The following is a 26,924-nucleotide window of genomic DNA, read 5'->3' on the forward strand; positions in this document are numbered from 1 at the left end:
TGCGCGATCCAGAGGCCTTTCGAGAACCAAAGATGTGCGAACTGCTCACGAAACGCAATTGGGGGCTGGTGGCTATAGTTGCAGGGTTAGGGGCTGTAGCTGTTTATTGGATGGCCTTCGCCGACTGATCACGCCGCCGGAGTTCATTTGTGATTTCCACTGTCGGCTAACGAAGCTGAATTACGATCAGCTTCGCTGGCCTCTAATGTCGATAGACTGAGCCGTTCAGGCTGATACAATTCCGGATGGCCCTATCCCCGGGCCACACGCAAGGATGACCCTTTGACTTAGCCCCGCCTTCACCAGGCGGGGCTTTTTCTTGGAGCTAGGAACAATCAGGCGCCGCCAGAATCGATTCTGCGCTCCCGGTAGATTCTTCCCCAGCCTGCCAACCGGGAGAAAACCCCCACTGGCTTGGCGGCCCCGCGTTGGCGTGCACCTACGCGGGCCGTTTGCGCGATGGGCGGGTTTTCTCGTCGGGCTGCATCCTCAAATAGAAAATTAAATCATTCTACTTAGATGATGATTTTACACAACAAATTTAGAAGTCAGACGTTGGATGATGTGCCGCAACCGCCGTGCGGCCGAGTAGCCGGGCCCCGCTATTTCACCTACCCCAGATGGTGGTGCGCTCGGCTACTTTGCGGTGGTAGTGGCAACACGATAGCTCATGAAAACGCATCCATGGCGGGTACCGCACGCGCGTGTGCCGTGGTGGTGTTCGGGCGGGTTCTAGTTGAAAAGCTTCCGCAGCTTCTCGATAAACTCGCTAGTGGCGTATTCCTCGGCGACTTGCCGCGCCTGCTCGGTGCGCGAATTGTCTTCCGGATCGTCTTCCGGTGGTGGCGCCTTCTTTCCCATGCCGGTAGTAACAGCGCCATGCTGCCGGAGTTTCAATCCCGCAACTGGCGGGGCGTTTTCTTGGCGTTAGGAACGAACCGGCGTCGCGGGAATCGATTCCGCGCTCCCGGTGACTCCTCAGCCTCCAACCGGGAGAAAACCCCCGTCGGGTTGGCGGCCTTTGGTGCAGCGTGGCGTTCTCCGCGCCGGGGGCCGTTTGCGTGATCGCGGCTCCGAGGGTTGATGCCAAAGAAACGGCCCCATCGCTAGCGCGCTGAGGCCGGTAAGTTGCCGTGTCCGTTTCCTACGTGTCCTTTCGGACACCCCAGCAACGCCGGTCATTGCCGCTCGTTCCCGAGCCAGCGGAGATGAAGATGCCGTCCACACGCCGCGCCAGCAGCCGTGGCGAGGTTTGTCTTGGTGTGCGGAAGCTTGCGGACATCTTCGCCGTCGCTCACCAGCATATCGAGGCATAGAACTGCACCTCGTCATTGTGCTTGCGGCTGTGCAGGCCGTCGAAGTTCGAAATGCCATCTACGCCAAGCAACACGGCTTCGCCGTCCAGGACGAAGGGCGTGTTCCGGTTTTGAAGCGCGGCCGGTCTCATGGCTTGGCGCTTGAAACCCTCCGTTGATCTAAGTCACCGTCAGCGATATCCTTCGACGCTCACGATAGTTTAGCCGCACCTCCGTTCAGGCGGTCGTACCAAAGAATTGCAACGCAGCGCCCATCACGGTGAGCGTCACGGTGCAATTTCGCACCACCTGGTAGGGAGGAATGGGAATGAAACGTTCAGTTTTATTGGCATTGAGCATCCCATTTGCGTTTTCGGCTCCAGCATCTGCCGATGATATGAAGCAGGAAGTCAGCAAAATTGCTTCCGCCTATATGGATTGCTTCGGCAAGCAGGACCCTGCGTGCGTTGCCGGGCTCTACACCAAGGATGGCGTTTTTATCAACCCAGCCGGGAAGCATGACGTCGCGGCCGCTTATGCCGGTACTTTCAAGGCAGGTTTTAACAAGCTAAATTCCACGGTCGAAGAGGTGTGGCAGGTCGATAATGATACCCCGGCCGCGGTGGGCAAATTCCACATCACCGGCAAGAACGACAAGGGCGATGCGCTGGATGCATCGGGTACTTGGACCGCCGTCTATGTCAAAGCAGACGGCAAATGGAACATCCGAATGCTAACAGCAGCTCCGATGCCACCCAAGAAAGACTGATCGTTAAAGCGAAGCGCCCACCTCGCAAGGGGTGGGCGTTACGATCGACCATTCACTATGACAGAATTTCGATGGTTGCCGCGATCACAAATGCAGCGTTGCGGTGAACGGCCGGACCCGCTTTCCCTCGCGGTGGACGATCAGCCGATAGCCATCGTGCTTGATCTCGTGGAGCCAATTCTTCGCACGGACCTTGGTGGCGCGGGTCGGGATGCAGGGTTCGAACGACAAACTTCGCATCATTTCTCCTTGAGGTGGATTTCGCCCGGGCAGCCCGGGCTTGGACGATACACAGGCGCCTCTAATTGCAGAGACCGATCGTCTCATGGCTACCGCTATCGAAAGACAAGATCTGCCGCTGTCTCGTAATTTAAGCAGCCGGCGATCATCTTCCTCCGTCCAAGGCCTGTTCCTACTTCCAACCATCGCAAGTTTCATGACATCAGGGGCGATACGACGTGGCGTTAATTCAAGACGCAGGGCGCCGTTCCAAACGGGAGGCAAGCCTCGGAACGAATTCCTGAGTCGGCGTCTTGCCTTGCATGGGTCTGTATTGTCTTTACATTAAATAGGGACGTACTGTGAGAGAGGGGGTTCGCGCATCGCACTGGCGAACATCCGGAGCGCAAATGCCCCATTGGCTTTTCGAATGCTGTCCATCGGTCATGCTGCGGAGATAGGCTTCGACGTCGCCGACGTTCCTGAACTCGAACAATCCACCAGCTCGATGTCAAAAGGCAGCGGCGTTCCGCGGGTTGGTGGTCAGCGATCATGCGTAGGTTACGCATGCCGACAGCAGTAGGTCCGCGCGTGTGCGAGGCGAGCGGTCGCTTTAGAGGCTTAAGGGATGAGCTCCACAAGAGCAGCGGCTGCGAAAGCGTTTATCCGCTGCTCGGCCCGGAGCCCACGGCGCGGAACCTTCGGGCCTATTGGCTGTTATAAGCCGGCGGCCAAGCAACGATTTTCGGGATGCTTCATCCGTGACTGCGCTTGATTTTCGACTGTTTGAAGAAACGGCCTGGATGCACGAGTATCAGCTTTCGTCCTCTGCGCTGATCGGAAGATCGTTAGCCATTTTCAGTTTTCATCGCCCGATGACAGGACAGTCAGACTACATGTTAAGCAAAGCGTTGATGGGCACGTCGTTGAGCTCTGGCAGCAAGAGCGTTGGGTAGCGACGTTCGACGTCTCTTTCCTGCAACCAAGCAAGAGTGTTAAAACTGAAGCACCCCTTTTCACGCTCTGTTGTAGACGGCGGCTAAATTGGGCTGCAGTACTTCCGCATGAATCTCCACTGAAGGGAACGAACCCGCCCAATTCGGCGTTGTGGCGGGGCCGAGAGGCGCTTTTCGATGTGGTTCGGGCGAAGTGCACCCGCTTGCGTCTTTTTTTCGGGCAGGTCGCGCCCTAGAGAGGAGGCCTGTTCCGTTGCAAACACCTTGACTGCAAGCCCAGCGTGAACGCGGCGCTCTGTCGTTTCATGCGGCTCAAACCGACGACTGGTCCACGATGTCCGCTGCCGCCCTTTCCGCAATCGCTTTCAAGAATCCCGCCGTCGCTTTATCGGGGGTGGTCGATTACGGCATGTATGTCAGCTTCCGGCAGCAGTTCGACAGCGCCTCTAGCTAGGATCTTGTGGTCATCGAACTGTCGACCCTGGGCGGCGATCTCGAGGTCGCACGCATGATGGGTGAGGACGTGCGCTTCGCCAGCGAGACCGAACCGCAACGCCGGTTCGTGTTTCTCGGCAAGGCCGCGATCTATTCTGCCGGGACCACCTTTATGAGCTTCTTCATGCGCGAGAACCGCTATCTCTCCCGCGGCACGCGGCTGATGATCCACGAGCGCAAGCTAGCGAAGAAGCTGGTGATCGACGGCCCGCTTACAACCTGCCTCGCGACCGTGCAGGCTACGCTGAACGAAATCGAGTGCTCGATCGCCATTCAGAATGAGGGTTTCCAAAATCTGGTGCTTGGCTCCAGCGTCGGCCTCGATGAAGTGCTCAAGCGCGCGCCATCGAACTGGTACTTGGAAGCGCAGGAAGCAAAAAATCTCGGATTGATCGAAGCGGTGCTTTGAGGCGCGCACGTCGTCTTGCTTGCGGGTCGGTTTGGCCATTCAATGCCATGGACGAACTCAACAATATGCGACCATCCGTCGATTTTTTCTCTGAACCAACTATGACCGCTGGCGATTGCTTGTGTTGGACCAGGCGTCTACGTCGGCGCGCTCGGCAAATCACCGCCTCGACTTTTTCCTCGTCTTCTTGCTCTTCTTAGGAGCTTTCTTCGCACTTTTCTTGGCGGTTTTTGCAGAGCGCTTCTTAGCTTCGGTTTTCTTTTTCTTCTTTGCCATGGCGTTCGTGATCTGGCGCCCCGTCATCGGTACGTTAGAGTCTTTGCGTTTGGATTTCTTCGCCATAGTTTCTCTCTCGCCCAGTTGATGTGGGGCGCTTTAATGTCTGAGAAGAGCTGAACGTTAGCGCTTTGACTTCTTGTTTTTCTTCTTAGCTGACTTTTTGGCGGATTTCTTCGACGCCTTCTTAGCTGCCTTTTTCGGTGCGGACTTGTTCGCGGCCTTTTTCGAAGACTTCTTGGCCGCCGACTTGTTTGCTGACTTCTTCGAGGCCTTCTTGGCGGTCTTCTTAGCCGCTGCAGCCTTCACTTTCTTGGCGGCCTTCTTGACCGATTTCGGCACGCGCTTCGCAACCGCTTTGGTCGCCTTCTTGGCGACGGTCTTTACCGCGGCCTCAGCCAATGTTCCTGCCGCTCCAGCGACCAGGTCGGTCATTTGCTCCATGATGGGCTTCTTGGATTGGTCGGCCGCGGTGGCTGGCTCGGTCTTTTCAGTGTCCATGGTGTCCTCCAGAATCGCTATCGTAGCTTATTTTCATTCGGGCGGCATTAGCTGGGAGGAGGTATGTCCCCAACAATTCATTCAGAGAATGCCGGTGGAGCGTATTGCTAAGCTTATGAAACGGTCCGGGGCAACCTTGCGTAAAAAGGCGCGAGCGATTGGCCTTCCCCTCGGACACCGTGGGTAAATTAAAACCGGGCGGCTCGCTTGCATGGTGTCAAACGGACCGCCCGGCCGAGGACCGTCTGTGGCTATACGAGACGGCTGAGACGAGAATACACAGGCGAGGCTCGTGTTCCTATTGTTTAAAGAACGAAAGACCAGATGCTATCGGTTGGGTCGGACTGCCGTCGCGGCTAGCCTGGAGAGACGCTATCGGAATCCAAGCTGTCGGATTAGGAACATTGGAGGTCATAGTAAGTTCTGACGGAGCGAGTGTGTGAGGATCGCATGTACGCTGCGCACTTTCCTATTACGGAGACTAACCCTGATCTGTGCCGAGCTATGACTATCGCTATGGGCTACGTTCACGGAACCGGGTTGATCGATATGTTTGCAAATCCGGAAATGCTAATTGCCACCGCTATCTCGAATGCCTGGAAGGCGGGGGTCAGACACCCGATTGCCCTTGCGAATGCGGGCATCGTCTGCGCCGAGCGAACGGCCGTTCAAGGGCATCTATCAGGCCGCTTTGAGATGCTGGTGTAGGCCGGGCACCCGCGCTCTGCCTTGGAAAGAAATTCGTACTGCCGCAAAGCCATCGATCGTTGCCAGCATGATTGGCCAGTAGCGCCGAACGCGATCCGACGGGTTGCAAACCTTCACATACGCGGAGGAGCTTATTCAATAAGACAATCCTTAGTTCCTAATTCTGCGACTTTGCTTTCGAGAAGCTTCGACTTTCGTAAGTCACGCGGACGGCACACCCCCGTCGGGGGGGGCTGCAACGATCCGCTCACTCTTTGGACCCATTTCTTAGATTCTGCGTTGATTTGACGAGATTGGAGGCCGTCATGGAAACCGTAGAAGCCTATCTCGCTAGAAAGAGGGAGGAGCTTGAGCTGCTGAACAGTTCGCTTCGCGATCCTTTGACGATCCGGTTTCCGAGGTCGGTGGCCGAGGTGATCGAACAGAAATTTCACCTTGCCTCAGCCCTTAAAGCCGAACACGCACTTCATGATTGGGCGCAGACGGAAACGGCCTGGACGCATTCGGGGCGGCCGAGATCAGGCCCGTTTGAATTCAAATACGACTATCAACGTGCCGATCTGGAAGTGACGGGCCCTTCATTCTACGCACTCGAGAATCTGCCAAGCAGAAGCAGGACGGTTTATACGGCCTCGGGAATGGCAGCCATTTCAGCACTGCTGATGGCGACAGCCCCGGTTTTCTCGGAAGCTGACATCGTCACAATGCCGAACTCCTATGGTGAGACAACCGAGCTCATAGACGGTCATGCGACGCATCTCCGACGGGTCGAACTCGGCGCAACACTTGCCGAAATCACGAAATTTAGCGGATCCGGGCCCCGGATTTTGGTGCTGGACTCCTGTACTACAGCCGGCGCGTTCGAGGCGATACTCAAATGCGCTCAACTGCGGCTCGATTTGATTTTGTTCGATACAACCTGTTTTTCCAGCGGCTCAGGCAGGATCCTGCGAGCTTTAAGCTGGGCCCGCAGCGCAGCAACTCCGATTATATTGCTTCGCAGTCATACAAAACTTGACTCCCTCGGCGTAGAATATGGGCGGCTTGGATCGGTCGTTTCCGCTCCTTGTCCACGCGCCGAAGACGCAAAGCAGCAATTGCTGGAAACCCTCATGACAGAGACGCGAAACGCCGTCCGACTATTCGGTGGCGCGGCATTGCCCGCGCACTTCCCACCTTACGTTGGATCTCCGGCCTATCGCTCGTTGACCAATAAGCGGGTGGCGGCCATGCTGCTAAATAGCCGTCGGATGGCGCACTGTATTTCCGCGCAGCTCCCCGGATTGGCTGCCGAACTCCATTTCGCCCACGGCCTTTATGTCACTTTGGCTTCTGCCAAGGCACTCGATGAGAACCAAGCGAGGGAAATCGTCGCGGAACTATGTGCCGACTTGCGACGCAGAGGCTTGCCGCTACGCCATGCGGGAAGCTTCGGGTTCGATTTTGGGGCGGCGGAGTGGTCAAAGGATAGGATCCGCGATCGTTACGTGGTCAGGATCGCAGCCGCTGATTTGCCAACCTCGCTGTGGGGCGAGATCGTCGCAGCCGTAGGCGCTTGGTGGAAAGCGCGCGAGCGCCGGGTGGGGAGGAGGCCGCAAAATGCGGGAACGGTTACGGAGGTCACCCTCTAGAAACACCTCGCCTGATTATGCGCCGCAGAGCTATCGCGTTTTTTGGGGCATGAGCATCGTTATCGTTATTGAAGTAAATCCAGGCTCTTTTTGCTCCGCTCGATCTAATCCTGTCCGCCCAAATTGCCAATTCGCTCTTGGAGTAGTCGTGCCGGTACCAGCGCTTTGTGCCGTGCAAGCGGATGTAAATTTCATCGGCTGTGCGGATAAGCTCGTCGGGTAGGCGCGGCCCGCTGCAGGAGCAGAAGATAATTCCCGCCGCCCGGAAAGCCTTGTAAACCTCTTCATTCCACCAGCTGGCGTGCCGGAATTCCACAACGTTGCGGCGCGCCGGATCGAGCTGGCTGACGATATCGCCCAGCCGGGTCATAGTGTACCGGTAGCTCGGCGGAAGCTGAAACAGGAAGCAGCCCATGCGATCGCCGAGAATGTCTGCAATCATTCCAAAATCCTTTACGAGCGTCTTCGTGCCTTTGAACTTCTTGATGTGAGTGATGTACTCGCTTACCTTGACCGTGTAGACAAACTTCTTCTTGCCCGGCTGGCGCCTCCAGGCCTGGACACCGGCAACCGTGGGCCATGAGTAGAAGGAGGCATTGATTTCGACGGTGTCGAAGCTCTTCAGGTAGTGCGCGAACCAGTCGTTCTGCGGCACGCCCTCATAGAATGAATCGCGCCATTTCCAGTAACGCCAGCCCGAGCATCCCACAAAAACCGCTTGCTTATGCCCGGCCATCTTCCTCGCGATATTTGTTTCGCTCTTCAGGCGGGCGGCATGCATCTTTGCGGCGCGTTGGACATTGTCCTCACGCTGCTTTTCGCGGCGAAGCCGACGCCGTTCGCGGCGCTCATCGAGCGTCAGTTCGGTCCATTGAGCTGCTGTTTTCGCGCGCGGCATACTTCTCTTCCCGACTGCTAACGTCCGGACAGCGGTGAGGGGTTCCAAGCAATGCCGGGAAATCTATGCTTTGGCGACGAAAGGCTTTTGATGCAATTCGAGGTTCTCATCGTCGGCGCCGGACCCGCCGGACTAAGTGCCGCGCTTATCCTGGGAAGGTGCCACCGCAAGGCGCTGCTCTGCGATGAGGGCCGCCAGCGGAATCTGAGCTCGCACGCCATCCACGGCCTGCTCGGACGGGAAGGGCGGTCGCCGTCAGAGTTCCTCCACGAGGCGCTGGAGGAACTCTCACGCTATAAATCCGTCGAGGTACGCGGGACACGGGTCACCGATATCGTTCCAGCCAACGAGGCCTTTAAGTTCGTATGCGCGGACGGGACGCACGGCACGGCTTCGAAAGTCCTACTTGCGACCGGGCTCATTGACGAACTCCCGGAAGTTGCCGGGCTCGAACCCCTCTACGGGGTTTCGGTGCATCACTGTCTCTACTGCGACGGTTTCGAATACGCCGGGAAGCCGGCAGCTGCCTATGGCAAGGGCGATAAGGGCGCGGAGCTAGCCATCATGATGAAGCACTGGATGTCCGATGTGGTGGCCTGCAGCGATGGCACGGAGGTCAGCACGAGAGCGATCCGCAAGCTCGATGAATACAAGATTCCGCTGCGATCGGAGCCAATCCGGTGCCTTGAAGGCGCGGACGGGGAGCTTGCCAAAATAGTATTTGAGAGCGGGCCTGAGCTCCGCCGCGCCGGTTTGTTTTTTTCTACCGGCTGCCATCAGGCGTCTGACCTGTCCGAACGTCTCGGGTGCGCGCGGAATGAAAAAGGAGGTGTGGTCATCGATCCGGACACCGAAGAAAGCAGCGTTCCCGGTGTCTATGTTGCAGGTGATGTGTCGCGCGACGTCCTTCTTGTCGCGGTAGCTATCGCGGAGGGCGCGCAGGCAGCCGTGGCGATCAATAAGGCTTTCCTGCGCCGTGACGGATTGTGCGAGTAGTGTGTCAACTCGCTTCCCCGGGCATGGAATTGTGGTCGTACCGGTCTGAACGAGCGCACCGCTGTTAACGCCGCGGGCGGGAATTCAATAGCCAAGCAATAACGCTCCAAAATTTGAACCAAGCAAAGAGAGCAGGAAAAAGAAGAATATGAGGAGCAAAACGACCCTAAAACAGCCACCTGCTATCCTCGGAGTGGTGGGGCCATAAGTATAATCGGTTGAATCCGGCACGCGGGGACCGTAACCGGCCCCACCAAGTATACGACGCAACCTTTCTATCGCCCTTGCCCGCGCTACCAATTCATCACTTACAAGGATTTCGTCAGAATGAGCGGGTCTTGAGCCCCAAGGCCCTCGTCTCTTTGGAGGTGCGGGGCTTCTAGATCGAGCGTCGCTAGTCGAGGCGCTTTTTCTAGTGCTGCCGCTTCGCACGGTCCGTACGGTAGGACGGGTTGGCGGCGTACTTATAGTTACGCCGTACTCGGCCCCACATTGTAAGCACTTTGGGCCCTCTAGCCAGAGCCCAGGATCGTGATTCTTACAAAAGTACCGAACCTGGCCCTCATGACAGGCCTCGCACACGCCGCGAACGGAATGCGAAGTGCCGCAGTTATCGCATCGCAAGACTACAGCACTCATGATGCGTCACAAGCTTGAGGTTCGGAAACGTCTGGGTAAAATTCTCGAATTAGATCTGGTGGGATACGGAGGCGAAACACCTGAGGTAACGAGTTTTCGGTGTAAAGCGCTACTGTCGGAAGCCGTTCATGGGGGCCCAAAAACTCTCTGGGAAGGCGCCTGGATAAGGCAACAGTAGTAAGAATGGGGTTCGCTTTGTATGCGGCATAAACCTGATAGCGTTCTTCAACATGGTCGTGCCCCCGCACCATGTGCGTAACTGGACGGCCTAAGGAGGATGCCACCGAGCAGAAAGATGAGAAATCTTCATGGCCAAATTGACTGCCTCGAGTGAAACGGTTGGGTATTTTCTTTCGAGCAGTCGGGTGGGCTCGCGCCCACACGAAGTCTGATAAGCAGGATGGAGCGTTCCAGTCTCCGGTCTCTTTGAGGGTGCAATGTAGGTCGGCCAAAGGAAAACCTCCGTGCGCGACTAAAAGCCCGTCAGGAAAAAAGAGTGCTCGAGGCGCATTCGCAAAAAGGCGTATAGCCAACTTTCCAGCGTTAACGATCGCATCGTCGCACAGATTCTTGTTAAGAAAGTCAGAGAAATCCGATGGAGATACTGTCGACGTGAAACGACTGCCGTCGTGTCCAAGCGCCTCGTCATGATTTCCTGCAATCACACAAATCGTTGCAGCCTGGGCCAGGATAAGCTCAAAAACACGAAGCAGCACTTCCAAACCGAAACCTTCGTCGTCGAATAGATCGCCGAGAAAAATGATCCGGGAATCGGGGGACCCATATTTCGGATGCGTGCGAATCAGGGCTATCGCCGCTTCAAGTGCCAGTAGATCGCCGTGAAGGTCCCCAATAAGCCACAGCGGTGCCACGCCCGGGTCTATTACGTGAATGACTTTATCGTCTGGAAAAGCACGATGCACATCAAATAACATCGCCTTTTTTTCGGAAGTGCAGAGAAAGGCCTCTACTTTTCTAACGGTATCGGCGATCCGACCGCGGATGTCATTACCAACCATGAACTGACTAAGTGCGCTCCAATCTAAATCCTCAATATCAACGACTGGAAGGAATGAAGGGGATGCACGATGGCCTCCGTCCGGCAGGTCACGAGTACTAACCGTGGATTCCAGGGGGGCACTCGCTGTGTACTCAGCAGTGGAAGGTGCATTCAATTTCTCGGGGTCTGGATCGACAACTGGAGCGGTCACCCTGTCAGATTGTGACGCAAGGTCGGCCACTATTTGGGGTTCATTCTCCGAATCAGGTCGGCCGATCACTGGCATCAGCCGCCTCGCACTAAGAGTGGCATTTTCACAACGCCCTTTGCCGCCCGGCCAACAGCGATTGAATCGCCTTCGCCGAGCACCACCGGTCCGGTGACCGCTACTCCATTAAGCAAGGTTTCGTTGACCGTTCTTTCTTGTGGGGTCAGGACCCATTGACCTTGAGAGTTGCGGTCGAGGATACATTGCTTCGCATCCCAAAATTGAGCCTCTGGACCAAGCTGTTGCATAAGGGACCGAGTTAGCTCGGTTCGAACCCCGAAACTCAGGGATCCGCCCTCGGCATTTTGGAGCTGCAACAAATCGGCGGTGATAGGCTCTCTTCGTTTCCTTCGATCGCTGGCTGTCGGTGAGGACACGGGATCCATTGATATCTCGCTCCGTTCCCGATTCGAATCGCTTCCGCTGAGAACGGCACGCAATTCGGAAGCTGTGGGGCGAAGTGTAGGGTCAGAAGAAAGACAGCGGTGGATCGCCAAACTTACCGACGAGTTCTGGGCTGGCAGCGGCATGGTCCCCACTAGCGGTAGAGGTTTAGCCTGATCCCCGAGTACCCTTTTTGTATATTCCCCCTGGTCGTCGCTCCAGTAAGGATGCCTACCCGCTAGCAGTTCTGAAAGAATTAGCCCGCAGGTGAAAATATCCGATCGGGCATCGGGGACTTGACGACGGGTGAGGTGCTCGGGAGAGCGGTAGTTATCGCTTCCGATGTATCCTTGATGACCGTGCCACGGCGCTCGATGGTCGGTCAGTAACGAGAAATCCATGTCAATGAGCTTGAGCTGATAGCCCGCTTTGATAGTTGGATCACGGATCAAGTAGATATTAGCCGGTTTAAGATCAGCATGCGCAATCTTAGATTGGTGTAGCGCTTCAATTCCGGCCATCAAGACTTTGGCCCATGTAACATGCTGAGACCACACTGCTGGAGTTTGGCTCGGAGCAACCTTTGATCGTCGATGTTCATCGGCTTCGGCATCGAAGAGTTTTTGCAGATCGTCTCCATTCTTCACGAACTCAAAAGCCTGAAAATAGCAAGGACCGCCCCAGATTTCCTCGAAGGCATCTAGTTGGGCAACTGCGAAGCGAGCCGCCTTGCCATTCTTCACACGTGATGAGAGCTCGCGCTGATAGGCAACAAACGAATTATACCAAACGACGGTCGGCGCGGGAGATTTGTACTGCTTGAAGAAGACTAACTCCCCGGAAGGTGAAACAGCGCCGTACGAAATCGCCATCATCCCAGGTCCGAAGACCTTCGTGATGCGGTAATCGCGGATAACATCGCCGACTTTCAGCTTTTTTGCCATAACAGAGTAGCTCTCTCCTCAGAGGGCCACGGTCTCCGCTGATCGAGACACGCTTGCTGCAAGCTGTTTCAAGGTCGTTCGAAAACTTACGGGATCGGATGTGAATTTTTTTAAGGCCTCTTGAGGGCTTAACCCCTCATATTCCACCACCTCCCACTCCGATTTATCGATCTGGCTAAGACGGTCGTACCCCTCAAAATTGGGAGCGAACAAACTCAGAATAATCCTGTTTGCCATTATGACGTTTGCAACATCTTGCAAGGATCCGCCCTTAGCCTCCTGGATGCTCATGCTCTCCTTGAACGATGCATCCGTGAAGACGATGATTACACGTGCCGCATCGCTTCTATACCGCCACTTGTTCGGGTCTTCGGTCTGGGAACCTTTGGGACTGGCTTCCATCGAGGCAGCCTTGTACAGAGCATCAAGAAGCGATTCAGGCTCGTCACCCCCTCCCTCCGCCTTCAACACGGCCAATTGTGCCTTCAGCTGACTTGTATCGCGCACAAAAGGTGCATCCACGATCCATTGAATTCCTTCCGATTGAGCCGCCTCGACGTCACGATAGCCCACCACCTTTCCTCGCCAGTCTCGGATCGGTGGAGCGTTATTCGCTTCTCCTTTGCTCAAAGAGTCGATGAAAGCTTCGATGTTTGTTCGCAGCGCATCAATGCAAGGAGCCATACTGCCGCTGATATCAACCATAAACACGATATCAGCCACGCCCTTTGTCTTCGCCTTTGCGGGAGGTGCTGACGTGGTCAAACTGGGTTCGTCTAAACTCGAAGTAGATTCCGCCGGAGCTTCGGGTTCAGGGTTGTCGATCGCTGCCTTGCCCTCCGGAAGGATCGGGTTCTCGGGATGCTCAGCTGAGGTCATGATGGCTCCATAAGCGAATGGGGTGCAGTGGGCAGTACAACAAGGCAAAGTAGCCGAAGTTCCTATGCTTCACGCGCATCTCGGCGTCGATAACCATTGCGAGCTTGGTCGATTTCCAAATGCTTCCTGCTCGTGATCCGCCAGATTAAAGCAAGCACCCGGGTTGATCGTTCGCCGGGCGCCCGTCCCGCCATGGGGACGCTGTGGCTTCGGGCGGGCTGGCGATGGACAGATCGGTTGTCATCAGCTCCAGTAGTGCCGACCCGATCAGCTGGGTGTTTCGCAGCAAATCATGTTCGCAGGCCTCTAGCGTCTCGCACCAGAGGAACTTTCGGAAGGCCTGGCGTTGTTCCGGATAGTTGCGCGGGCGACCGACTAATGCGAGGTCAAATGACCGCCTCTTATAAAGAGATGAATAGGTATTTCGAGATGATCACCCGGCGGGTGCCGCCCAGGATCTCGGTTCATTCACTGGTTGCGAAAACCGTCCTCGTTTGCGGCTCGACTGACTGTCGCTTCATTGCTGATTCTCGGCGGTGTCTTCAGCTTCTTGCCTGTGTTGGGTATCTGGATGTTGCCCCTCGGCCTCCTGTTCATTGCGCAGGACATCCCGTTTTTGCAAACACCTCTCGTTAGAGCCTTGGCCTGGATAGAGAAAAAATGGGAGCGGCTAAGGTTGGTATGGCAAAATCGGTGATGCTTTCGCGGCAATGGGTGTTGCCGCTCGGCAGGACGGAAACAGGTTTAGCGGTGAAATACAGGTAATCTGTGGCCCGCGGGGATCGTCCTTAGTCAGGCTGCCATTCAAGCCAAGGCGATTCGCCGACGTCCCGCGTGCACAGCAACGAATGGAAATCCTTCGAAGGGCGCAATTCCATGGCCCTAAAGGCAGCGTCGCGGAAGTCTAGACGTCGGAGAAACGAACATCGACGCAAGATTCTGTACGCTTTGGCCGCGGCAGGCTTGTTCGTTGCAATGATCGTATGACGCTTCGTATCGCTGTGGCCCACGCTAGCGAGGATGCTAGGATCGTCGAGGCTATAGCTCGCGTGTTTGCACGTGAACGAAGCTCTGTACGTCTCGCTGTATCCGTAGTGGACCAAGGCCAGGCCGCAGCGTTCTTGAGCAGAGGCAGCCCAGACTTAGCGACCGTGCGGAGCGATGTAGTGTCCGCCGATCTGCTTTAACGAGCACGTCAGCTACTTTCAGTCGGGGCCGATAGGAAGCTAGTTTTCCTCGCGCGCGCGATTGCCCGCATGCCGGAACGCGAGAGCGGGCCAACCTGAGCACAACATCACAAGGGCGGTTACGATTAGCGCGAGGAATCCGTCAGACACGAAGTCATGATGACGCATGATACACCTCCTGCCACTGACGGGAGGCTGGCCCGAATTTATTAAAGATTTCGGAATCAGTTGAAGCCGAACTTCCCGACTTAAAGCCGGGCGTAAGACCTCATGTGGGCTGGGTATCAAGCTGCCGGCTGGGCCACCGATCGCTTCCATCCCTCGTCCCGGATCACCGGCATCGCGTTCGATGGATCGGTGCGACAGCGCGCTGGCACGGTCGGAGCTATTAACCCGAACCGAAACATTTCGCAATCAGCCGCGGCGTCAGCGCCGCAAACGCAGAAATTAGTTCTGAGTCATAATCATAATGACTCCGATGAAAAACAAAATTGAGATGGAGAAAACGACGGGGAGGATGGGAATGGAAACTGTACGCCGCCTCCGGGCGATGGCGTCTTTGTGTCGGCAGAGTGCTGCATATCATCCTGAAAATAGCAGGCAGCTGCTTGCCGAGGCAGAGTATTGGGAGCATCTGGCAAGTGCCAGGTCGTTGAGCACTTCCAAGATTGCACTAGCTTGAATGACCAGGCGCACCGACAATCAACCGTAAACGCGACGAGGCCGGACGCAAGGCTTTTGCCGGTCGCCTGAGCACTCTCTGCTAGCGGCTAACTTCGCGTGCGGATGCGCGGTTGCTCTGGCGAGGAGACGAAGAGGGCCGCCTGTCCTTGCTTAATACCGATGGGCGTTGGCATCATCCGAGCAATCGAACGGCATGGAACGTCGATCCTGCTGCTTGCACTGACGAAGTTATTGAGTAACGCGTGACTTCCGTTTCGGGCACGAAAGGACCAGCGGCGCCGGTTCGGTAAACGTCCGTTCGTCGAAGCAAAGCGGAAGTGGCGTTACGGGGCTGTCGAGGCAGCTTTTGACCCAGAGCGAACTTCGGACCAGCGGACCGCCTTGATATGGCCGGTGCTCTATCTGCTCATGTCGAGGACGCGAGGAATGAGCCTCCCTCTGGGCGGTGGGGATGTCCTTGCAGCCGAACGCATAGGGCCGAAGTACGGCCCGCCGAAGCGGGCCGCATTTATCAATCGATGACTTCGATGATCCGATGGGTACCTGGATCGACCAAGACCGTCCGATCATTGACCACGGTGTAGCGATACTTGGTGACGCCGTATTCGCGCGGCACTTCGTAATAGGTCACGCCGCTCGAGGGCAAATCAGCGCCAACTCGGACTTCGCTTTCATAACGATACGAGCCGTGCTTCTGGCCCGATACATAGGTGCGAAAACGCGGACGGGTCTCGTCCGAGATGCCGCCCGCCACTGCGCCGACAGTAGCACCAACTGCAGCACCCGCCGGGCCGCCCACGATAGCGCCGCCGACAGCGCCCGTTGCCGCACCAGTCGCGGCACCGCTTTGTGCAAACGCTCCGGTTGAACTCACGAGGGCAATCAGCAGGCTTCCCAGTACTACTTTCTTCATAACGTCATTCTCCAATGTTGCGTTGTGGGGAGCCAACAAGATCGATTGCGGGTTGCCCGGCGTTAGCGGCGCTCCGTAGAAACCAGGCGAATGTTCGTTGCGTGCTGTCCGGCATTGCGGAGACATGACGGAGTGAAATTCGGCCACACTTGCTTCGAGCAGTCCTCCGTCGGGGTGTTCGCTTTGTCGCTCGACGCCGTCGCTTCCTCTGCGCGAGCCCCTGTTGCCAGGAGAAGCAGTAGTGCGATAGCTGACAGGTTACGTTTCATTGATCCGCCTCTTTTGTAAAATTTTAACCACAACGAGGATAGGGGGCGCGGTGTTCCGCTGAATTTTGCTTGAGCCAAAGAAAAACCCTGCCGAGTGGGTGCTCGGCAGGGCTGCGCAGAGAAGTCGACAGACGGCAAGCGGGGAAACTTGGTGGCCCGTCGAGGGTCTCCGTTCTTACAATCAGTTCTCGGAGCAAACCTTGATGGACTTCATGCCAGTCTCGGCTTCGGTCCGGGTCTTGAACGTGCCGCTATCGACAATCGTCGTGGTGGTCGTGGTCGGCTTCTTGTCGACAATGGTGCACTTCTTGGTCGTGGTGTCCCTCACGACGTAGAATTCGGTGGTCTGCGCGAACGCCGAAGTGACGGTAAAGGCGATGACAGCGGTCGAAAGCAGAAGCTTCTTCATGGTTTCCTCCAGTGGTGTCTAAATGTTAAAAGCAAGGTGCTAGAGAACGGCTCGAAGCAGGAAATAGCTCGCGCCACCTAAAACGACGACAGCAGGAACGGCCCAAAGATAAGTACTGGCATGTTACTTCTCCTCGGTATGCCTACGAGGTTCAAACGCGCCATATTGCCACTTGTTCCCGACCTGGGTCAGCCGGTTAAGTGAAGCGAGGGAAGCGGGTGAGGGCATCAGGCCGCATAACGCTGACCGAACGGGCAGCATTCAGTGTGCAGTATGCTGCCCGAGGAGTGAACGGGAAAGCAGCCACACGGATTGCCTTCATGGTTTCGGTAGTCGAGGCAGACGCCGTTGACGTTAGCGACACGGCAAACTAGACGGTTTTCGCTTGGATGTCCGTCGTTTGGTCGCTGACGGGGTTAGACCGGATAACTGGGCTGACGGGCCGAGGTCGCCTGTTGACCCAAAGCGGAATGGCAGCGGGCCGTCCGCGCCGATTGAGCTCACGAGGGACCCGAAGGGAATGACTGTCCCGCGACTGAACTAATTAGATTGGTTTCCCGTTGCGAGCGCCCGTCTATCGTCGGATTACCACTGTTTCCCAGCGGGAACCGAACGACCGTCCTGCAGTTCTTTCATGACAATAGGGGCGCGACAGTTGATGGCAGGAAAAGTGAGTTCAGCCGCGTCCAAAAAGCGGCCGTCCGAGCAGATCGAGGAAGCGCCTGCCAGGACGGAGAGAAAGCCCCTTCCGTTGGGCGCTGGCGCGCGCATGAACGCGCGGGTCGTGCTTGCCCTAGTCCTGTTTGGCCTCGCGCTATGGACCGCTGCGGGCTTTCTGCCGGCGCTGATCTGGGCCACGATTCTCGCGGTTGCCCTGTGGCCGCTGTATCTCAAATTTGCGGCGCGCTCTTCCTCAGGTCCCTCCAGCCTGGCCGCATTCATCTTCACCGCAATCGTTGCGCTTGTCCTGTTCACCCCGATGTCGCTTGCCGTCTACCAGATCGCGCAGCAAGGCGACGTGCTCGTGAGTTGGCTCAAGCAGGCCAAGGAGAGCGGGGTTGAAGTACCGGATTGGGTCGCTCGTCTGCCGATTGCCGCGGAAAGTATGCAATCATGGTGGCGCGCCAACCTCTCGGACCCGAAAGCTGCCACCGCCTGGCTTCAAACCGTCAATGCGGATAATGCGTCGGAGTTTTTCAAAACGTTCGGCGGACAGCTGCTTCATCGGCTGTTTCTGTTGTTATTCTCGCTCCTGACCTTGTTCTTTCTGCTCCGTAACGGTCGCGAAATCGCGAGCCGTTTCCTCGAGACATGTGATCGTCTCATCGGCGATGCCGGGGAGGGGTTGGTCGAGAAGATGGTCGAAGCCACGCGCGGCACGGTGAACGGCACGGTTCTCGTCGCCGTGGGCGAGGGATTGCTCATCGGCGTTGGCTTCTTCGTCGCAGGTGTACCGAATCCGGTGATGTTTACGATTCTGACGACGGCTTTCGCGATGCTGCCGTTTGGTGCATGGCTCGCCTTCACCACGGCGGCGTTGGTCCTGGTCTCCGGCGGCGGCAGTGGGTTCGCAGCTGCAGCCGTATTTTGCTGGGGCGCTATCGTCATGCTTGCCGGCGATCACTTCGTCTGGCCAACCCTGGTCGGCGGCTCGGCGCGTCTCCCGTTTCTTCTCGCCTTTGTCGGAATTTTCGGAGGCCTCGCTGCCTTCGGGTTGTTCGGGTTGTTTCTGGGGCCTGTGATCATGGCGGCGTTGCTGACCGTTTGGCGCGAGTGGATCTACCGGCCGGTTCCACAATAGAGTTCTCCAGCGGCGCCTCCGATCACGGCTCTGAGCGCCGTCGGTATTCGATATCCGAAACAGGTGATTGAGTTGCCGCCGGGGGGCGTGACGCCAACTCAATGTCGCCTCTTGGCACTTTTCAGACATACCTGCTCAGACATGCCTGCCTATCCTGAGAATGTCCGCTCGCTGGGATAGACCGGAAGTCGCCGTGGTCCGGTCAAACCGTGACCCTGTAGCTCGATTCATCTTGCTGCGAGATTTCCGCTAGCAGACACAAGCTATAGTACTTCAGCGCGAACCTGCGCCACGCCACGGTCCGTAATCCCTAAATGACGCGCAGCGCCGAGTGAAAGGTCGAGGACCCGGCCGCGAACCCAGGGTCCCCGGTCGTTGATACGAACTATTACGGACTTGCTGCTCGCAAGATCAGTTACACGAACTCTTGTACCGAACGGTAGGTTGCGGTGGGCAGCGGTCAGAGAATTCCGAATGAACGGGGCACCGCTCGCTGTTTTTCCTGTCGGATATGAATAGTAAGAGGCCTTTCCAGAAAAAACCCGGTTTACAGATCGAGGGGTTGAGCGCTCTTCCGGACGACGAGCCGTCTCCCCTCCGGTCGGAGGTTGCTCAAGCGGAGGATCCTGTCTGGGCTGGTCCTGTGCCTCGGGTGCCGGTTCTGCGTGCGCTTTTGGAATGATAGACCATCGATCAAGAAAGGTCTGCGCTGAAGCAGAATCTACGTTTACGCACAACCAAACCGGTACTGATACGATTGCAACTATTCCAAAAATAGGGCGCATGGGAGGGCCTCACAAACAAATAGTACAATTGAATAACGCAAGCTGTTGAGGCTCGGTTCCTGTCATGCAGGCGATGAAGGGATATATACCGATGCTTCCAACTCATTTGGTGCTTTAGGCGCACCGCAGCAACCAACGCCCATTTCCGAGGTATTGCTTAAGTGAGAGTTTGTTGCTCCCTATCACGGCGAGGGAGTGAGAGTTAGATCAACCGCGACTAGGCGCGACAATTTAGATCCTCCCGTCAATTAGGCATTTGCTCCTCCGCGTTCCTGCCGGGCGCTGTCCATACTCGGAAGCGGGTAATTAAGTCCGATAGTGGACAGACGGCCTGACGTTTTCGTCCCTAGTATCTTCTGTCTTGGGTGCAGTGATGAAAGAGTACCGTGCCTATTTGATCGACCACCGGGACGGCCGTATTAAGCGCCGGGTTGATTTGGTGAGGTAGCCAGAGCGCGCTCGAAGCTACTAGTTGAGGGCCACGACGTTGAGCTGTGGCTAGGCACCGCGAAGATTGCCACCTTCCACCAACTCAACAGCTAGGTCCGTAGTTCTCCGAGTGTAAACGGAGTTTGCGAGCAAGGATCGATAATGACCGAGCCGTAACGTGGCCAAATGACCGACAACTCCAATCATCCGATCTCAATGGAAGAGATACTGCGCCGTATCCGTGAGCGGTACGCCGCCGACGAGATAAAAGATAAGGCGCTCTGCACGGATCAAGCCTTCCCAATCGTTGAGGAGGAGTACCCGTACGGCCTGTGCGAGGTCATCAAAAAACTGCGCAAGAAATCTCTCGATTGAAGGCCGCCTCGGTTGGCGGCCTCTTTTAACAACGGACTTGGCAGCTTCACGGATCTGAGCCACTGAAATCCTCTGTGGCGGTCCAAATGTCGTGCAGGCTTCGGAGGCGCCGGCATTCCCAGCGCATCCTGAGCACTTCCCGCTCTCCCTGATCGTTAGGCACGATGGGCGCGGGATGGTCCGGAATACGATTGGGAGAGGCTATGACCCGCGACGTCCGTAGTATTACGGAAAGACCGTTCAACGACTGTTCATGATGAACCGACTAACAGCGCGACCGGGGAGGCGCGGTCGTTTTAGGATGGGCATCGATGGTGACGTCACCGGACCAGTTCGATCCTCTTGCTATTGTCGTAGACTGGCTTGATACCTGTCGCTTCGGCGATCTTGGAGCCCTAGTCGACACGTACGACGAGCGGGCGACGCTTGAATGCGGCTGCGATGGTGTGACCCTCATCGGACGAGCGTCCATCGCGGCTTACTGGGGACCGAAACTTGCGATGGCGTCTTCGACGGCATTCGCAATGGACAACTTGACGCTCACCGCTGACGGCGTTTGTCTCGACTATCGAAATTATGAAGGCGACCCCGTGCGGATGCTCTTCCGGTTCACCTCTCCGGCCAGATACTGCACACTGAGTGTGGGCTGTTCAGTCAGCGTTGCGCCGCCTGACCGTCTGACCGCTCATCGCTTGCTCGCCCGGGCATAGGCGGCACATTGCCGACGTAGTTGACCACTCGAAGAGCTGCAATTGCAGCTTGAGGGATTGCACATTTCAATTCCGATGGCCCGGCCACATTTCGGAGGCAGGCGTGTCCGCCGAAATCTTGTTCGGTCGTAGGGCGATCAGCTGACTTCTCTTGTAGGGATATCGGCGCTGCTCAGAACATTCCTTGCAGCGCATGTAACGCTCAAGCTCGTGCACCGGCGTCGTCTTCGGACGGCGAATGATGTCGAGGGCAACTGTTTGGTTGGTGTTGCATCCGAGGCACTTCACTTCGAGGTAGCCGTAGCCCGCGTTCAAAGCGTCGCCAATCAAGGGCGAGGGTTGCGCCGGCCCCCGAAAGCCCAACATCCGCGCGTTCCACGCCTCGCAGGCGAGGCGGTCTGCATTCTTCCGCGCCCTGGTTGCTTCGTCAAACTTCGCCCGAACGCTTGAGCCGAACAGATACTCGCGAGATTTGGTGCTCATTGGTCACCATAAAGCGCGGCTGTTCGCTTTCCGCAAATTATCAATGTCTGGGGGACAAGCCCGATCGGACGATACTGGCCCTCGTGGGTGTGGACAAAAGATTGGTTCTGAGCCGAGGAACGAAGCTCGTTGCGGCAAATTATCGCTCCGGCGGCAGGCAAGACGAGCTGGGCTTGCACATCTGATGGAGGAGCGGCGGATATGAAAACGGCGTCGGTAGTTGCGGCCCTTTACCTCAGTACCTGTTCGCTCGTCTGCGCGCAAAGTTCGGCCGGCGGCGCGGGATCGACAGGGGCGGGCGGCGCGGCCGGCTCCACTCTTTCGAACGGAAGCACCATCAGCGGGACCGGCGGATCGCCTGGCCCGAATACCTCAAATGCGCTCAACCGCGGGACGACCGGAAACAACCTCGGCGCGCCGCCAAACCGCCCCTCCGCTGGGCCTGCTGCTACGCACGGCAATGCTGTTGATACTCCCGCAGCAAAAGCTGCCACTCAAAATCTTGGCAATACAGACGCGGGCGTTCTCAAGAAATAACCGAAGGTCCGACAGTGCCACCGCCGCCACCCCACATTCCGCAAGCTAACGAGCGCGGAGTATTGCAGAAGTTGAGCCTCACCCGTGGTCTTTCTCTAGAAAAGCTGTATCCCGCGGGCAAGGTTCTTATCGCCAATATGGTGGTGAAGGGCTGGTTAAAGAAGCAGCCTGACGGGCGAACCTATTGCAGAACGGCGGCAGGCGACGAGGCGTTGAAGGCGATTATTCCTGTGAAGTGATAGATAGGCCGGGATTTCTAAGCATCGAGTACGCGACGGATGCAAGCATATCGCGAGATCTCGCCGACCAGGTTGCGCCGCGGCCAAACTGGCCAGGTGCGCGCATTAACGCGCGAGGGGCCTATTCATTTCGCCGGCGATCGCATTCTTTGCTCGGCTTGATCGTCACCCGGCGGTGACGGTCGCTTGTGGCAAATTGATTTTGCTAAACCAGCATTGGTCAGACCCGCGAACGCCTTGTGATCGCCGCCAGACAGGCGGGTCTGTGCACGCACCGTGTGATGCGTGTTGCACCCGAGACTTTTGACTTCAAGATAGAAGCAACCAGCATTGAAGCGTCGCCTGGGGCAGGGGGTTGGCCGGTCGCTGAAAGCCAAGCATGCGCTTGTTCGAGACTTCGCATGCGAGCCGATCCAAGATCCGTAGATCCTCTGCCGTGACTTGCTACCCACCGGGCCAATCCCGGCTCACGCGGTGCAGCTTGCCTACGGGTGGCGGTGGACAACAGGGGTCGGCGTTAGGAGGCGCCAGGCATGGGGCGCAGACGAGCCGCGAAGTACTTGGAGGGCAAAAAACGCAACCTGCGGCTTCATTTTCGGCAAAGTTCCGCCCGGATTTCTGGTCAAGATTTCCGCACTAACAAAACAGGGGGACGAAATGAAAGCAGCTGATTATGCGCGCATGGTGGAAGAGTGCTCTCGCCAAGCCGACGCGATGCCACCAAGCCCAGAGCGCGATGCCCTGATTGAGAAAGCCCGGCTGTATCGGTCCTACGCCAAAATGGACAATTGGGTGGCTTCTAAGGAGTTGCAGCCACCGGCTTAAAACCCGAACCTGATCCTAGTTCGTCTTCAACTCACTTCGCTTCCGCATGTAATAGCCCTGCCTCTGAACGGTGGACTTGATCTCGTCGCTGACGTTGGCGACCCGCCTCTTTCTCTTTTGCCATTTCCCCGACGTGTCACCCAGAGGCATCGACGATCCTTGCCTCACCACCAGCAGATCACGTTTATGATTTAGGTACACGTCGAACATGTGCCACCTCGATCCAAAGCCAAACACTATCGTTTCGGATCAGAAAGAAGGTTGCGTGAATGCAACAGCGTGAGCGGTATTTTAGTGATCTTCACCGCGCACCCAGCTACCGCGTTGATGATGGACGGCTCGGCGCTGTTATCGTTGACCGCTGCGCCATCAGACGGGCTGCGAATCCACGCGCGGCGCGGTAGTCACGCCAAGGCGCAGCTCGGCAACAACGCTCGCCGGTCGCTATCGTTGATTCATCAATTAGAAACCATCTCAAATGATCGGCAAACTTTAACGAAACTAGTTAGCCGTCTCGGCGTAAGTTTGTCGGAGGGCGCAACTCATGACAAATCGCCAGTTGAGAGAGCAGGAAGTTCAGATCGCGCGTTATCAGTTTCTATCGCGTGAGGTAACTGATCCGCTTGCGGCGTGTTTGCTTCGGGTCATTGTCGAAGAACTTGAAGCCGACCTGCGAAGGGATCGTGACGTGATTAGTATAGTTCCGGCTTCTTCTTGATTTTTTCCAATGCTTTTAGCGCTGGCTGTAGCTGGGGCGTGCAGTCGAAATTTGTTTGTCTTGAGTTCTTTCAGCGGTAGCGGGAGCTGCACGCCGATCTTGCGGCCCAAGGCCCGTCGATGAAATCCTACAGACTTCGGACACCTCACGGCCTTCAGCACCAAGCGACCGAGACAATGCGACCAATGCATTCCAGTTTTTCTATCACTGCGCCGGTTGCGGCACTCGCCTGAACCCAACGCGTTCGACTGTTGCTTGTTCTGCTCCTACGGGACCGTGCCGTGCCCGCCGATCCAGGCGAACGGCAAGTGGCTGCTAAGATCCCCACTGGAACCTTAACCGCCCCGTTTCGTTGCCCTCGGCATCACCGGCCAGAGGGAGCGCGCGCGTGCCGTGATGGAACAACCAAGTCTCACTTCGTACTCACTCGCAGCACGCATCTGTCTTACCGTTGCGATCCTCAGTACCGCTCTGCTCGCCACGGTGATTACGCGCGGCCTCGTCATGTAAGTAACTGGACAACGGGTTTAGACCAGGGCCTACATCATTGGCTCGGACGGCCGCATTCAACAACGCTTCGGCCTGACAGCCACCGACGAAGGCACGGCCTGGGAGCAGGCCAAGCGGTCAGTGGACGGCCACGACGTAGAGCTATGGCAACCGTGAAGGTCGCGATAGTTCACCCGCAAACACTCGTCGCAAGTTCTTCGACCGGGAAAGATGTTCCCATGCGGAGAATGCAATCGGCCATGTCGGAACAAAGCAGCGACCCGAGCATAAACGTCGCATGGAAAATTTGAACCAGCGCAAGGACGAAGCGCTCGTCTATCTCTCGCTAAGCACAGCAACGTTGATTGCGTGCTTCTGAGGCCGCCTCAGTTGGCGGCCTCTCTCGTTTAATCGAATGCGTTGGTCGGCTGCATGGCATTTACGCTTGCGCAGCTCGTGATCGCCATCGATTGCCGTAGTCCTACGGAGGAATTCGACATCGTTCCGACTGGTTTGGCGCGCATCGTTGCAAGATGATCGAATCAATTTCAAAAATTCGCGAGTGCGAGAATTGCAACGCTGAGATGATGCCATTCGGCAAGGACCAAACCGTTAACAAGGTGTTCGGTTGCTACGAGTGCAACCGCATTGAGTTCTAGACACACTAGAACCTCCTTCGTTGGCGGCCACTTTCATTCGTTGTTTTGCTTGTCACCATCATAATCGGGGACATTGCCAATGAGAACATTTTGGATTGTTGCGGTTGTGGCTGGAGTCGCTTTTTTGATCGATTACGAATTTTATAATGGCCACTACTGGCATTTGGTATCAGCGATGCTGCGCCAAATTGGCCGTTCCTTTGGTTGGCGTTGATGAATGGCGTAGTCTGCAATGGTCGAACATCGAGCGCGAGGTCGTCCAGCCGATCATGACGCTAGATCCAGGCCGGCTTTGTATCGGGCTGGCGCTTTCTTTGAACAGAAATGGCCAGTTGATTGAAGCGCGGGTGACCGCGTCAGTTGGTTTAGGCCAACAGATCAGCACCCGCTTCAGTGAACTTTCTCGATATGTATGTGAGCTGACGCACAGTGCTCGGTCGCGATTGATCAGACAACGCGGTTTCCCGTGGATGGAGGTTCAGCCATGACCGAATCTGCCAAGCGGCGCATAACAGTTGATGTGATAATCCTAGCGGTCGGAGCGGCAATCTTGATCGTTTCTGCCTTTGTGGGCGTGCATAACTGAAGGGGAGGCTTGGCGCGTTCTCAGGCAGCCGCCCGCGCCTGTTCGAAGCTTGACGCGTACACCGCGTCAGAGATCCTCTCTCAAGCCTTTGAAGAACGGGTGTCGAACCTTGCCTTCGGCAGATTTCGCCCGGTACTCAATTTCGGCCAGTAGCTCCGGCTCGACCCAGATTCCCCGATGTGCGATGCGCTTAGAATAGGGCTGGGTTTTGCGTATCAGCGGCGTGAGACGTTGGCGCAACGCTGCCGCGGATGTCTTGTCGAAGCCATGGTCGACCTTACCGGCGTAGATCAGGTCGTTGCCCTTGCGTCGACCAAGATAGATGCCGTCCCAGTCGTTGCCGTTACCTTGGAGACGACGCCTTCGAGGCCGACCTTGCAGGCGCGCGCGTAGATCTCGGAGCCATCCGTTTCGAAGCTTTCGCTGAACTGAACCGACGTATTGGCGACCAGCTTCTTGAGATGCGTCTTGCGTTCGATCAGCGGTAGCTTCCGGAGATCGTAGCCATTGAGATAGAGCAAGTCGAACGCCACGAAAACGATTTTGTCGGACTTGCCCTTGAGTTCGTTCTGCAGAACGGAAAAGTCGGTCGTGCCAACGGCGGCCGGCACAACGATCTCGCCGTCGATGACCGCAGAGCCTGCACTGATATGCCATGCGTCGTTGGCAATTTTCTTAAACCGATCAGTCCAATCGTGGCCGCGGCGCGTGAAGACCTTCACCGCTTCGTTTGCGAGATGGACTTGAGCGCGATAACCGTCGAACTTGATTTCGTGAATCCAGCGCTCGCCGGATGGCACCTTGCGCGGGCTCGATGAACCCCGGAAAAGGAGCCTTGACGCCGATCGCCGCTGGCTTCTTGCGTGGGGCCATCTCAAGTCCGCCGCCGATCAAGCAGCTCCTTCAAACCCATTGCGGTGAGCTTGAAGAGGTCCCCATCTCTTTTGATATAACCGCGTGCGACTAGGTCTATGACCTCCGCTTTCTTCGCCTGATTGAATGACGAAGCGGGGCTAATATCGCGTAGAACTGCAATTTGCTGGTCGGTTAGCATCGTCAGACCATGCGCATCGGCAGCGGTAGCTGGACGTCGCGGTAACGGCCTTCATAGCGGTCGGTGAAGTCCTGCAGCGGCACGGGAATATCCCGCATCTGCAGATCGCATCGACGGCGCAGCTCATGAGCGACGTCCACGGAAACGTCCTCTGACCAGTGTTCGGCGGTATTAAAGGCGACGACCCGGATCGGATTGGCGTATTGGCCGCTGAGTAAGTCCTGAATGACCGTTTCGAGGTCAGCGGTCTCGCAATCGGTTTCGCGCCAGGCGCTGCCGTTTTTGCCGAAATCGTCAGCTACCAAATAGACCGTCTGATCGTCGCCGTTAGGCACAATCGAAGGCGTCCAATTCGACTTACGCATCAAAGCAACTCCTACGCTACAGAACCGGGATTCAAGCGAAACGCTGTTGATTCGTTCCCCACACTGGAACGGGATGCCGGCTAAGCGATTAAATTAGCAGGAGGAACCATGAGCAAAGAAACCCCGAAAGATGACCCTCG

At 56.6% G+C, this 26,924-nt stretch carries 25 protein-coding genes and 2 pseudogenes; 12 read left to right on the forward strand and 15 right to left on the reverse strand.

The annotated features are described in order from the left end of the window. Positions 1 to 732 precede the first annotated feature (732 nt). Together JQ629_RS35160 and JQ629_RS37820 are read right to left on the reverse strand one after the other, a co-directional pair. Positions 733 to 897, reverse strand: a complete 165-nt coding sequence (locus tag JQ629_RS35160; protein WP_212416516.1) for a hypothetical protein — start codon at positions 895 to 897, stop codon at positions 733 to 735. Between the two features lie 397 nt (positions 898 to 1,294). After that, positions 1,295 to 1,447, reverse strand: a complete 153-nt coding sequence (locus JQ629_RS37820; protein WP_212416517.1) for a hypothetical protein — start codon at positions 1,445 to 1,447, stop codon at positions 1,295 to 1,297. Between the two features lie 176 nt (positions 1,448 to 1,623). Between JQ629_RS37820 and JQ629_RS35170 the strand changes: the two genes are divergently transcribed. Continuing rightward, positions 1,624 to 2,064, forward strand: coding sequence for a YybH family protein (locus JQ629_RS35170; RefSeq protein ID WP_212416518.1), 441 nt, complete (start codon positions 1,624 to 1,626; stop codon positions 2,062 to 2,064). Between the two features lie 84 nt (positions 2,065 to 2,148). Here the strand turns inward: JQ629_RS35170 and JQ629_RS35175 are convergent, their stop codons facing one another. Beyond that, complete coding sequence (locus tag JQ629_RS35175) at positions 2,149 to 2,304, reverse strand: DNA ligase-like domain-containing protein (protein WP_212416519.1); 156 nt, start codon at positions 2,302 to 2,304, stop codon at positions 2,149 to 2,151. Positions 2,305 to 3,699: 1,395 nt separating this feature from the next. Between JQ629_RS35175 and JQ629_RS35180 the strand changes: the two genes are divergently transcribed. After that, complete coding sequence (locus tag JQ629_RS35180; protein WP_249135493.1) at positions 3,700 to 4,143, forward strand: peptidase S14; 444 nt, start codon at positions 3,700 to 3,702, stop codon at positions 4,141 to 4,143. Between the two features lie 159 nt (positions 4,144 to 4,302). Here JQ629_RS35180 and JQ629_RS35185 read toward each other — a convergent pair whose 3' ends face one another. Continuing rightward, positions 4,303 to 4,485 (reverse strand): hypothetical protein, encoded by a 183-nt coding sequence (locus JQ629_RS35185; RefSeq protein ID WP_212416520.1) that lies wholly within the window; start codon positions 4,483 to 4,485, stop codon positions 4,303 to 4,305. A 57-nt stretch (positions 4,486 to 4,542) separates the two neighbouring features. Then, on the reverse strand, positions 4,543 to 4,920 hold the full coding sequence (locus JQ629_RS35190; protein ID WP_212416521.1) for a hypothetical protein: 378 nt from the start codon (positions 4,918 to 4,920) through the stop codon (positions 4,543 to 4,545). 540 nt (positions 4,921 to 5,460) lie between these two features. Between JQ629_RS35190 and JQ629_RS35195 the strand changes: the two genes are divergently transcribed. Together JQ629_RS35195 and JQ629_RS35200 are read left to right on the forward strand one after the other, a co-directional pair. Continuing rightward, positions 5,461 to 5,628, forward strand: coding sequence for a hypothetical protein (locus tag JQ629_RS35195; RefSeq protein WP_212416522.1), 168 nt, complete (start codon positions 5,461 to 5,463; stop codon positions 5,626 to 5,628). 305 nt (positions 5,629 to 5,933) lie between these two features. Next, a complete protein-coding gene (locus tag JQ629_RS35200) occupies positions 5,934 to 7,259 on the forward strand; it encodes a hypothetical protein (protein WP_212416523.1) in 1,326 nt (441 codons plus the stop codon). On the opposite strand, the gene JQ629_RS35205 is transcribed toward JQ629_RS35200, so the two are convergent. Continuing rightward, complete coding sequence (locus tag JQ629_RS35205; protein ID WP_212416524.1) at positions 7,249 to 8,157, reverse strand: DUF72 domain-containing protein; 909 nt, start codon at positions 8,155 to 8,157, stop codon at positions 7,249 to 7,251. The two genes, JQ629_RS35200 and JQ629_RS35205, sit on opposite strands and share 11 nt — an antisense overlap. Positions 8,158 to 8,247: 90 nt before the next feature. Here JQ629_RS35205 and JQ629_RS35210 point away from each other — a divergent pair, with 90 nt between their 5' ends. After that, positions 8,248 to 9,153 carry an NAD(P)/FAD-dependent oxidoreductase gene (locus JQ629_RS35210; RefSeq protein ID WP_212416525.1) on the forward strand — a complete coding sequence of 302 codons (906 nt, stop codon included), beginning with the start codon at positions 8,248 to 8,250 and terminating at the stop codon, positions 9,151 to 9,153. 635 nt (positions 9,154 to 9,788) lie between these two features. On the opposite strand, the gene JQ629_RS35215 is transcribed toward JQ629_RS35210, so the two are convergent. From JQ629_RS35215 to JQ629_RS35235, 5 genes are all read right to left on the reverse strand, one after another. Continuing rightward, positions 9,789 to 11,078, reverse strand: coding sequence for a metallophosphoesterase (locus JQ629_RS35215; RefSeq protein ID WP_212416526.1), 1,290 nt, complete (start codon positions 11,076 to 11,078; stop codon positions 9,789 to 9,791). Next, entirely contained in the window at positions 11,078 to 12,388 is a 1,311-nt protein-coding gene (locus JQ629_RS35220; protein WP_212416527.1) for a protein kinase domain-containing protein, read from the reverse strand. The genes JQ629_RS35215 and JQ629_RS35220 overlap by 1 nt, the downstream gene beginning before the upstream one ends. 18 nt (positions 12,389 to 12,406) lie before the next feature. Further along, positions 12,407 to 13,267: a VWA domain-containing protein gene (locus JQ629_RS35225; RefSeq protein ID WP_212416528.1), complete on the reverse strand. Its 861-nt coding sequence runs from the start codon at positions 13,265 to 13,267 to the stop codon at positions 12,407 to 12,409. Positions 13,268 to 15,649: 2,382 nt separating this feature from the next. Next, a complete protein-coding gene (locus tag JQ629_RS35230; protein WP_212416529.1) occupies positions 15,650 to 16,051 on the reverse strand; it encodes a DUF1236 domain-containing protein in 402 nt (133 codons plus the stop codon). A 450-nt stretch (positions 16,052 to 16,501) separates the two neighbouring features. Then, positions 16,502 to 16,729, reverse strand: a complete 228-nt coding sequence (locus tag JQ629_RS35235) for a hypothetical protein (RefSeq protein WP_212416530.1) — start codon at positions 16,727 to 16,729, stop codon at positions 16,502 to 16,504. A 769-nt stretch (positions 16,730 to 17,498) separates the two neighbouring features. Here JQ629_RS35235 and JQ629_RS35240 point away from each other — a divergent pair. Continuing rightward, positions 17,499 to 18,530 (forward strand): AI-2E family transporter, encoded by a 1,032-nt coding sequence (locus JQ629_RS35240; RefSeq protein ID WP_249135494.1) that lies wholly within the window; start codon positions 17,499 to 17,501, stop codon positions 18,528 to 18,530. A 263-nt stretch (positions 18,531 to 18,793) separates the two neighbouring features. On the opposite strand, the gene JQ629_RS38015 is transcribed toward JQ629_RS35240, so the two are convergent. Continuing rightward, positions 18,794 to 19,315, reverse strand: a complete 522-nt coding sequence (locus JQ629_RS38015; protein ID WP_212416532.1) for a septal ring lytic transglycosylase RlpA family protein — start codon at positions 19,313 to 19,315, stop codon at positions 18,794 to 18,796. A gap of 615 nt (positions 19,316 to 19,930) precedes the next feature. Between JQ629_RS38015 and JQ629_RS35250 the strand changes: the two genes are divergently transcribed. Both JQ629_RS35250 and JQ629_RS35255 read left to right on the forward strand, forming a co-directional pair. After that, positions 19,931 to 20,119: a hypothetical protein gene (locus JQ629_RS35250; protein WP_212416533.1), complete on the forward strand. Its 189-nt coding sequence runs from the start codon at positions 19,931 to 19,933 to the stop codon at positions 20,117 to 20,119. A 311-nt stretch (positions 20,120 to 20,430) separates the two neighbouring features. Beyond that, positions 20,431 to 20,829 carry a Cif family virulence factor gene (locus tag JQ629_RS35255; RefSeq protein WP_212416534.1) on the forward strand — a complete coding sequence of 133 codons (399 nt, stop codon included), beginning with the start codon at positions 20,431 to 20,433 and terminating at the stop codon, positions 20,827 to 20,829. A gap of 66 nt (positions 20,830 to 20,895) precedes the next feature. On the opposite strand, the gene JQ629_RS35260 is transcribed toward JQ629_RS35255, so the two are convergent. Further along, positions 20,896 to 21,312, reverse strand: a complete 417-nt coding sequence (locus JQ629_RS35260; protein ID WP_212416535.1) for a hypothetical protein — start codon at positions 21,310 to 21,312, stop codon at positions 20,896 to 20,898. Between the two features lie 608 nt (positions 21,313 to 21,920). Between JQ629_RS35260 and JQ629_RS35265 the strand changes: the two genes are divergently transcribed. The 4 genes and pseudogenes from JQ629_RS35265 to JQ629_RS35275 all read left to right on the forward strand — a co-directional run bounded on the left by JQ629_RS35265 (position 21,921) and on the right by JQ629_RS35275 (position 25,267). Further along, positions 21,921 to 22,088 carry a hypothetical protein gene (locus JQ629_RS35265; RefSeq protein ID WP_212416536.1) on the forward strand — a complete coding sequence of 56 codons (168 nt, stop codon included), beginning with the start codon at positions 21,921 to 21,923 and terminating at the stop codon, positions 22,086 to 22,088. A 657-nt stretch (positions 22,089 to 22,745) separates the two neighbouring features. Beyond that, positions 22,746 to 22,913: a hypothetical protein gene (locus JQ629_RS35270; protein WP_212416537.1), complete on the forward strand. Its 168-nt coding sequence runs from the start codon at positions 22,746 to 22,748 to the stop codon at positions 22,911 to 22,913. A gap of 894 nt (positions 22,914 to 23,807) precedes the next feature. Then, positions 23,808 to 23,970, forward strand: a pseudogene (locus JQ629_RS37650) (GDCCVxC domain-containing (seleno)protein). Between the two features lie 955 nt (positions 23,971 to 24,925). Then, positions 24,926 to 25,267, forward strand: coding sequence for a hypothetical protein (locus JQ629_RS35275; RefSeq protein ID WP_212416538.1), 342 nt, complete (start codon positions 24,926 to 24,928; stop codon positions 25,265 to 25,267). A gap of 164 nt (positions 25,268 to 25,431) precedes the next feature. Here the strand turns inward: JQ629_RS35275 and JQ629_RS35280 are convergent. Together JQ629_RS35280 and JQ629_RS35285 are read right to left on the reverse strand one after the other, a co-directional pair. Next, positions 25,432 to 26,238, reverse strand: a pseudogene (locus JQ629_RS35280) (ATP-dependent DNA ligase). A 183-nt stretch (positions 26,239 to 26,421) separates the two neighbouring features. Further along, a complete protein-coding gene (locus JQ629_RS35285) occupies positions 26,422 to 26,784 on the reverse strand; it encodes a hypothetical protein (protein WP_212416539.1) in 363 nt (120 codons plus the stop codon). Positions 26,785 to 26,924 lie beyond the last annotated feature (140 nt).

The sequence above is a fragment of the Bradyrhizobium sp. AUGA SZCCT0222 genome, assembly GCF_018130205.1.
GTDB lineage: Bacteria > Pseudomonadota > Alphaproteobacteria > Rhizobiales > Xanthobacteraceae > Bradyrhizobium.

What these genes read in the sequence shown, in the direction of transcription:
- JQ629_RS35185 (WP_212416520.1), bottom strand. Translation starts at nt 4,485, where the DNA reads ATGGCGAAGAAATCCAAACGCAAAGACTCTAACGTACCGATGACGGGG.
- JQ629_RS35190 (WP_212416521.1), bottom strand. Translation starts at nt 4,920, where the DNA reads ATGGACACTGAAAAGACCGAGCCAGCCACCGCGGCCGACCAATCCAAG.
- JQ629_RS35235 (WP_212416530.1), bottom strand. Translation starts at nt 16,729, where the DNA reads ATGAAGAAGCTTCTGCTTTCGACCGCTGTCATCGCCTTTACCGTCACT.
- JQ629_RS35225 (WP_212416528.1), bottom strand. Translation starts at nt 13,267, where the DNA reads ATGACCTCAGCTGAGCATCCCGAGAACCCGATCCTTCCGGAGGGCAAG.
- JQ629_RS35205 (WP_212416524.1), bottom strand. Translation starts at nt 8,157, where the DNA reads ATGCCGCGCGCGAAAACAGCAGCTCAATGGACCGAACTGACGCTCGAT.
- JQ629_RS37820 (WP_212416517.1), bottom strand. Translation starts at nt 1,447, where the DNA reads ATGAGACCGGCCGCGCTTCAAAACCGGAACACGCCCTTCGTCCTGGAC.
- JQ629_RS35230 (WP_212416529.1), bottom strand. Translation starts at nt 16,051, where the DNA reads ATGAAGAAAGTAGTACTGGGAAGCCTGCTGATTGCCCTCGTGAGTTCA.
- JQ629_RS38015 (WP_212416532.1), bottom strand. Translation starts at nt 19,315, where the DNA reads ATGCGCCCTATTTTTGGAATAGTTGCAATCGTATCAGTACCGGTTTGG.
- JQ629_RS35240 (WP_249135494.1), top strand. Translation starts at nt 17,499, where the DNA reads ATGAACGCGCGGGTCGTGCTTGCCCTAGTCCTGTTTGGCCTCGCGCTA.
- JQ629_RS35220 (WP_212416527.1), bottom strand. Translation starts at nt 12,388, where the DNA reads ATGGCAAAAAAGCTGAAAGTCGGCGATGTTATCCGCGATTACCGCATC.
- JQ629_RS35250 (WP_212416533.1), top strand. Translation starts at nt 19,931, where the DNA reads ATGACCGACAACTCCAATCATCCGATCTCAATGGAAGAGATACTGCGC.
- JQ629_RS35285 (WP_212416539.1), bottom strand. Translation starts at nt 26,784, where the DNA reads ATGCGTAAGTCGAATTGGACGCCTTCGATTGTGCCTAACGGCGACGAT.
- JQ629_RS35270 (WP_212416537.1), top strand. Translation starts at nt 22,746, where the DNA reads ATGAAAGCAGCTGATTATGCGCGCATGGTGGAAGAGTGCTCTCGCCAA.
- JQ629_RS35210 (WP_212416525.1), top strand. Translation starts at nt 8,248, where the DNA reads ATGCAATTCGAGGTTCTCATCGTCGGCGCCGGACCCGCCGGACTAAGT.
- JQ629_RS35175 (WP_212416519.1), bottom strand. Translation starts at nt 2,304, where the DNA reads ATGCGAAGTTTGTCGTTCGAACCCTGCATCCCGACCCGCGCCACCAAG.
- JQ629_RS35260 (WP_212416535.1), bottom strand. Translation starts at nt 21,312, where the DNA reads ATGAGCACCAAATCTCGCGAGTATCTGTTCGGCTCAAGCGTTCGGGCG.
- JQ629_RS35275 (WP_212416538.1), top strand. Translation starts at nt 24,926, where the DNA reads ATGGCCACTACTGGCATTTGGTATCAGCGATGCTGCGCCAAATTGGCC.
- JQ629_RS35170 (WP_212416518.1), top strand. Translation starts at nt 1,624, where the DNA reads ATGAAACGTTCAGTTTTATTGGCATTGAGCATCCCATTTGCGTTTTCG.
- JQ629_RS35255 (WP_212416534.1), top strand. Translation starts at nt 20,431, where the DNA reads ATGGTGACGTCACCGGACCAGTTCGATCCTCTTGCTATTGTCGTAGAC.
- JQ629_RS35215 (WP_212416526.1), bottom strand. Translation starts at nt 11,078, where the DNA reads ATGCCAGTGATCGGCCGACCTGATTCGGAGAATGAACCCCAAATAGTG.
- JQ629_RS35200 (WP_212416523.1), top strand. Translation starts at nt 5,934, where the DNA reads ATGGAAACCGTAGAAGCCTATCTCGCTAGAAAGAGGGAGGAGCTTGAG.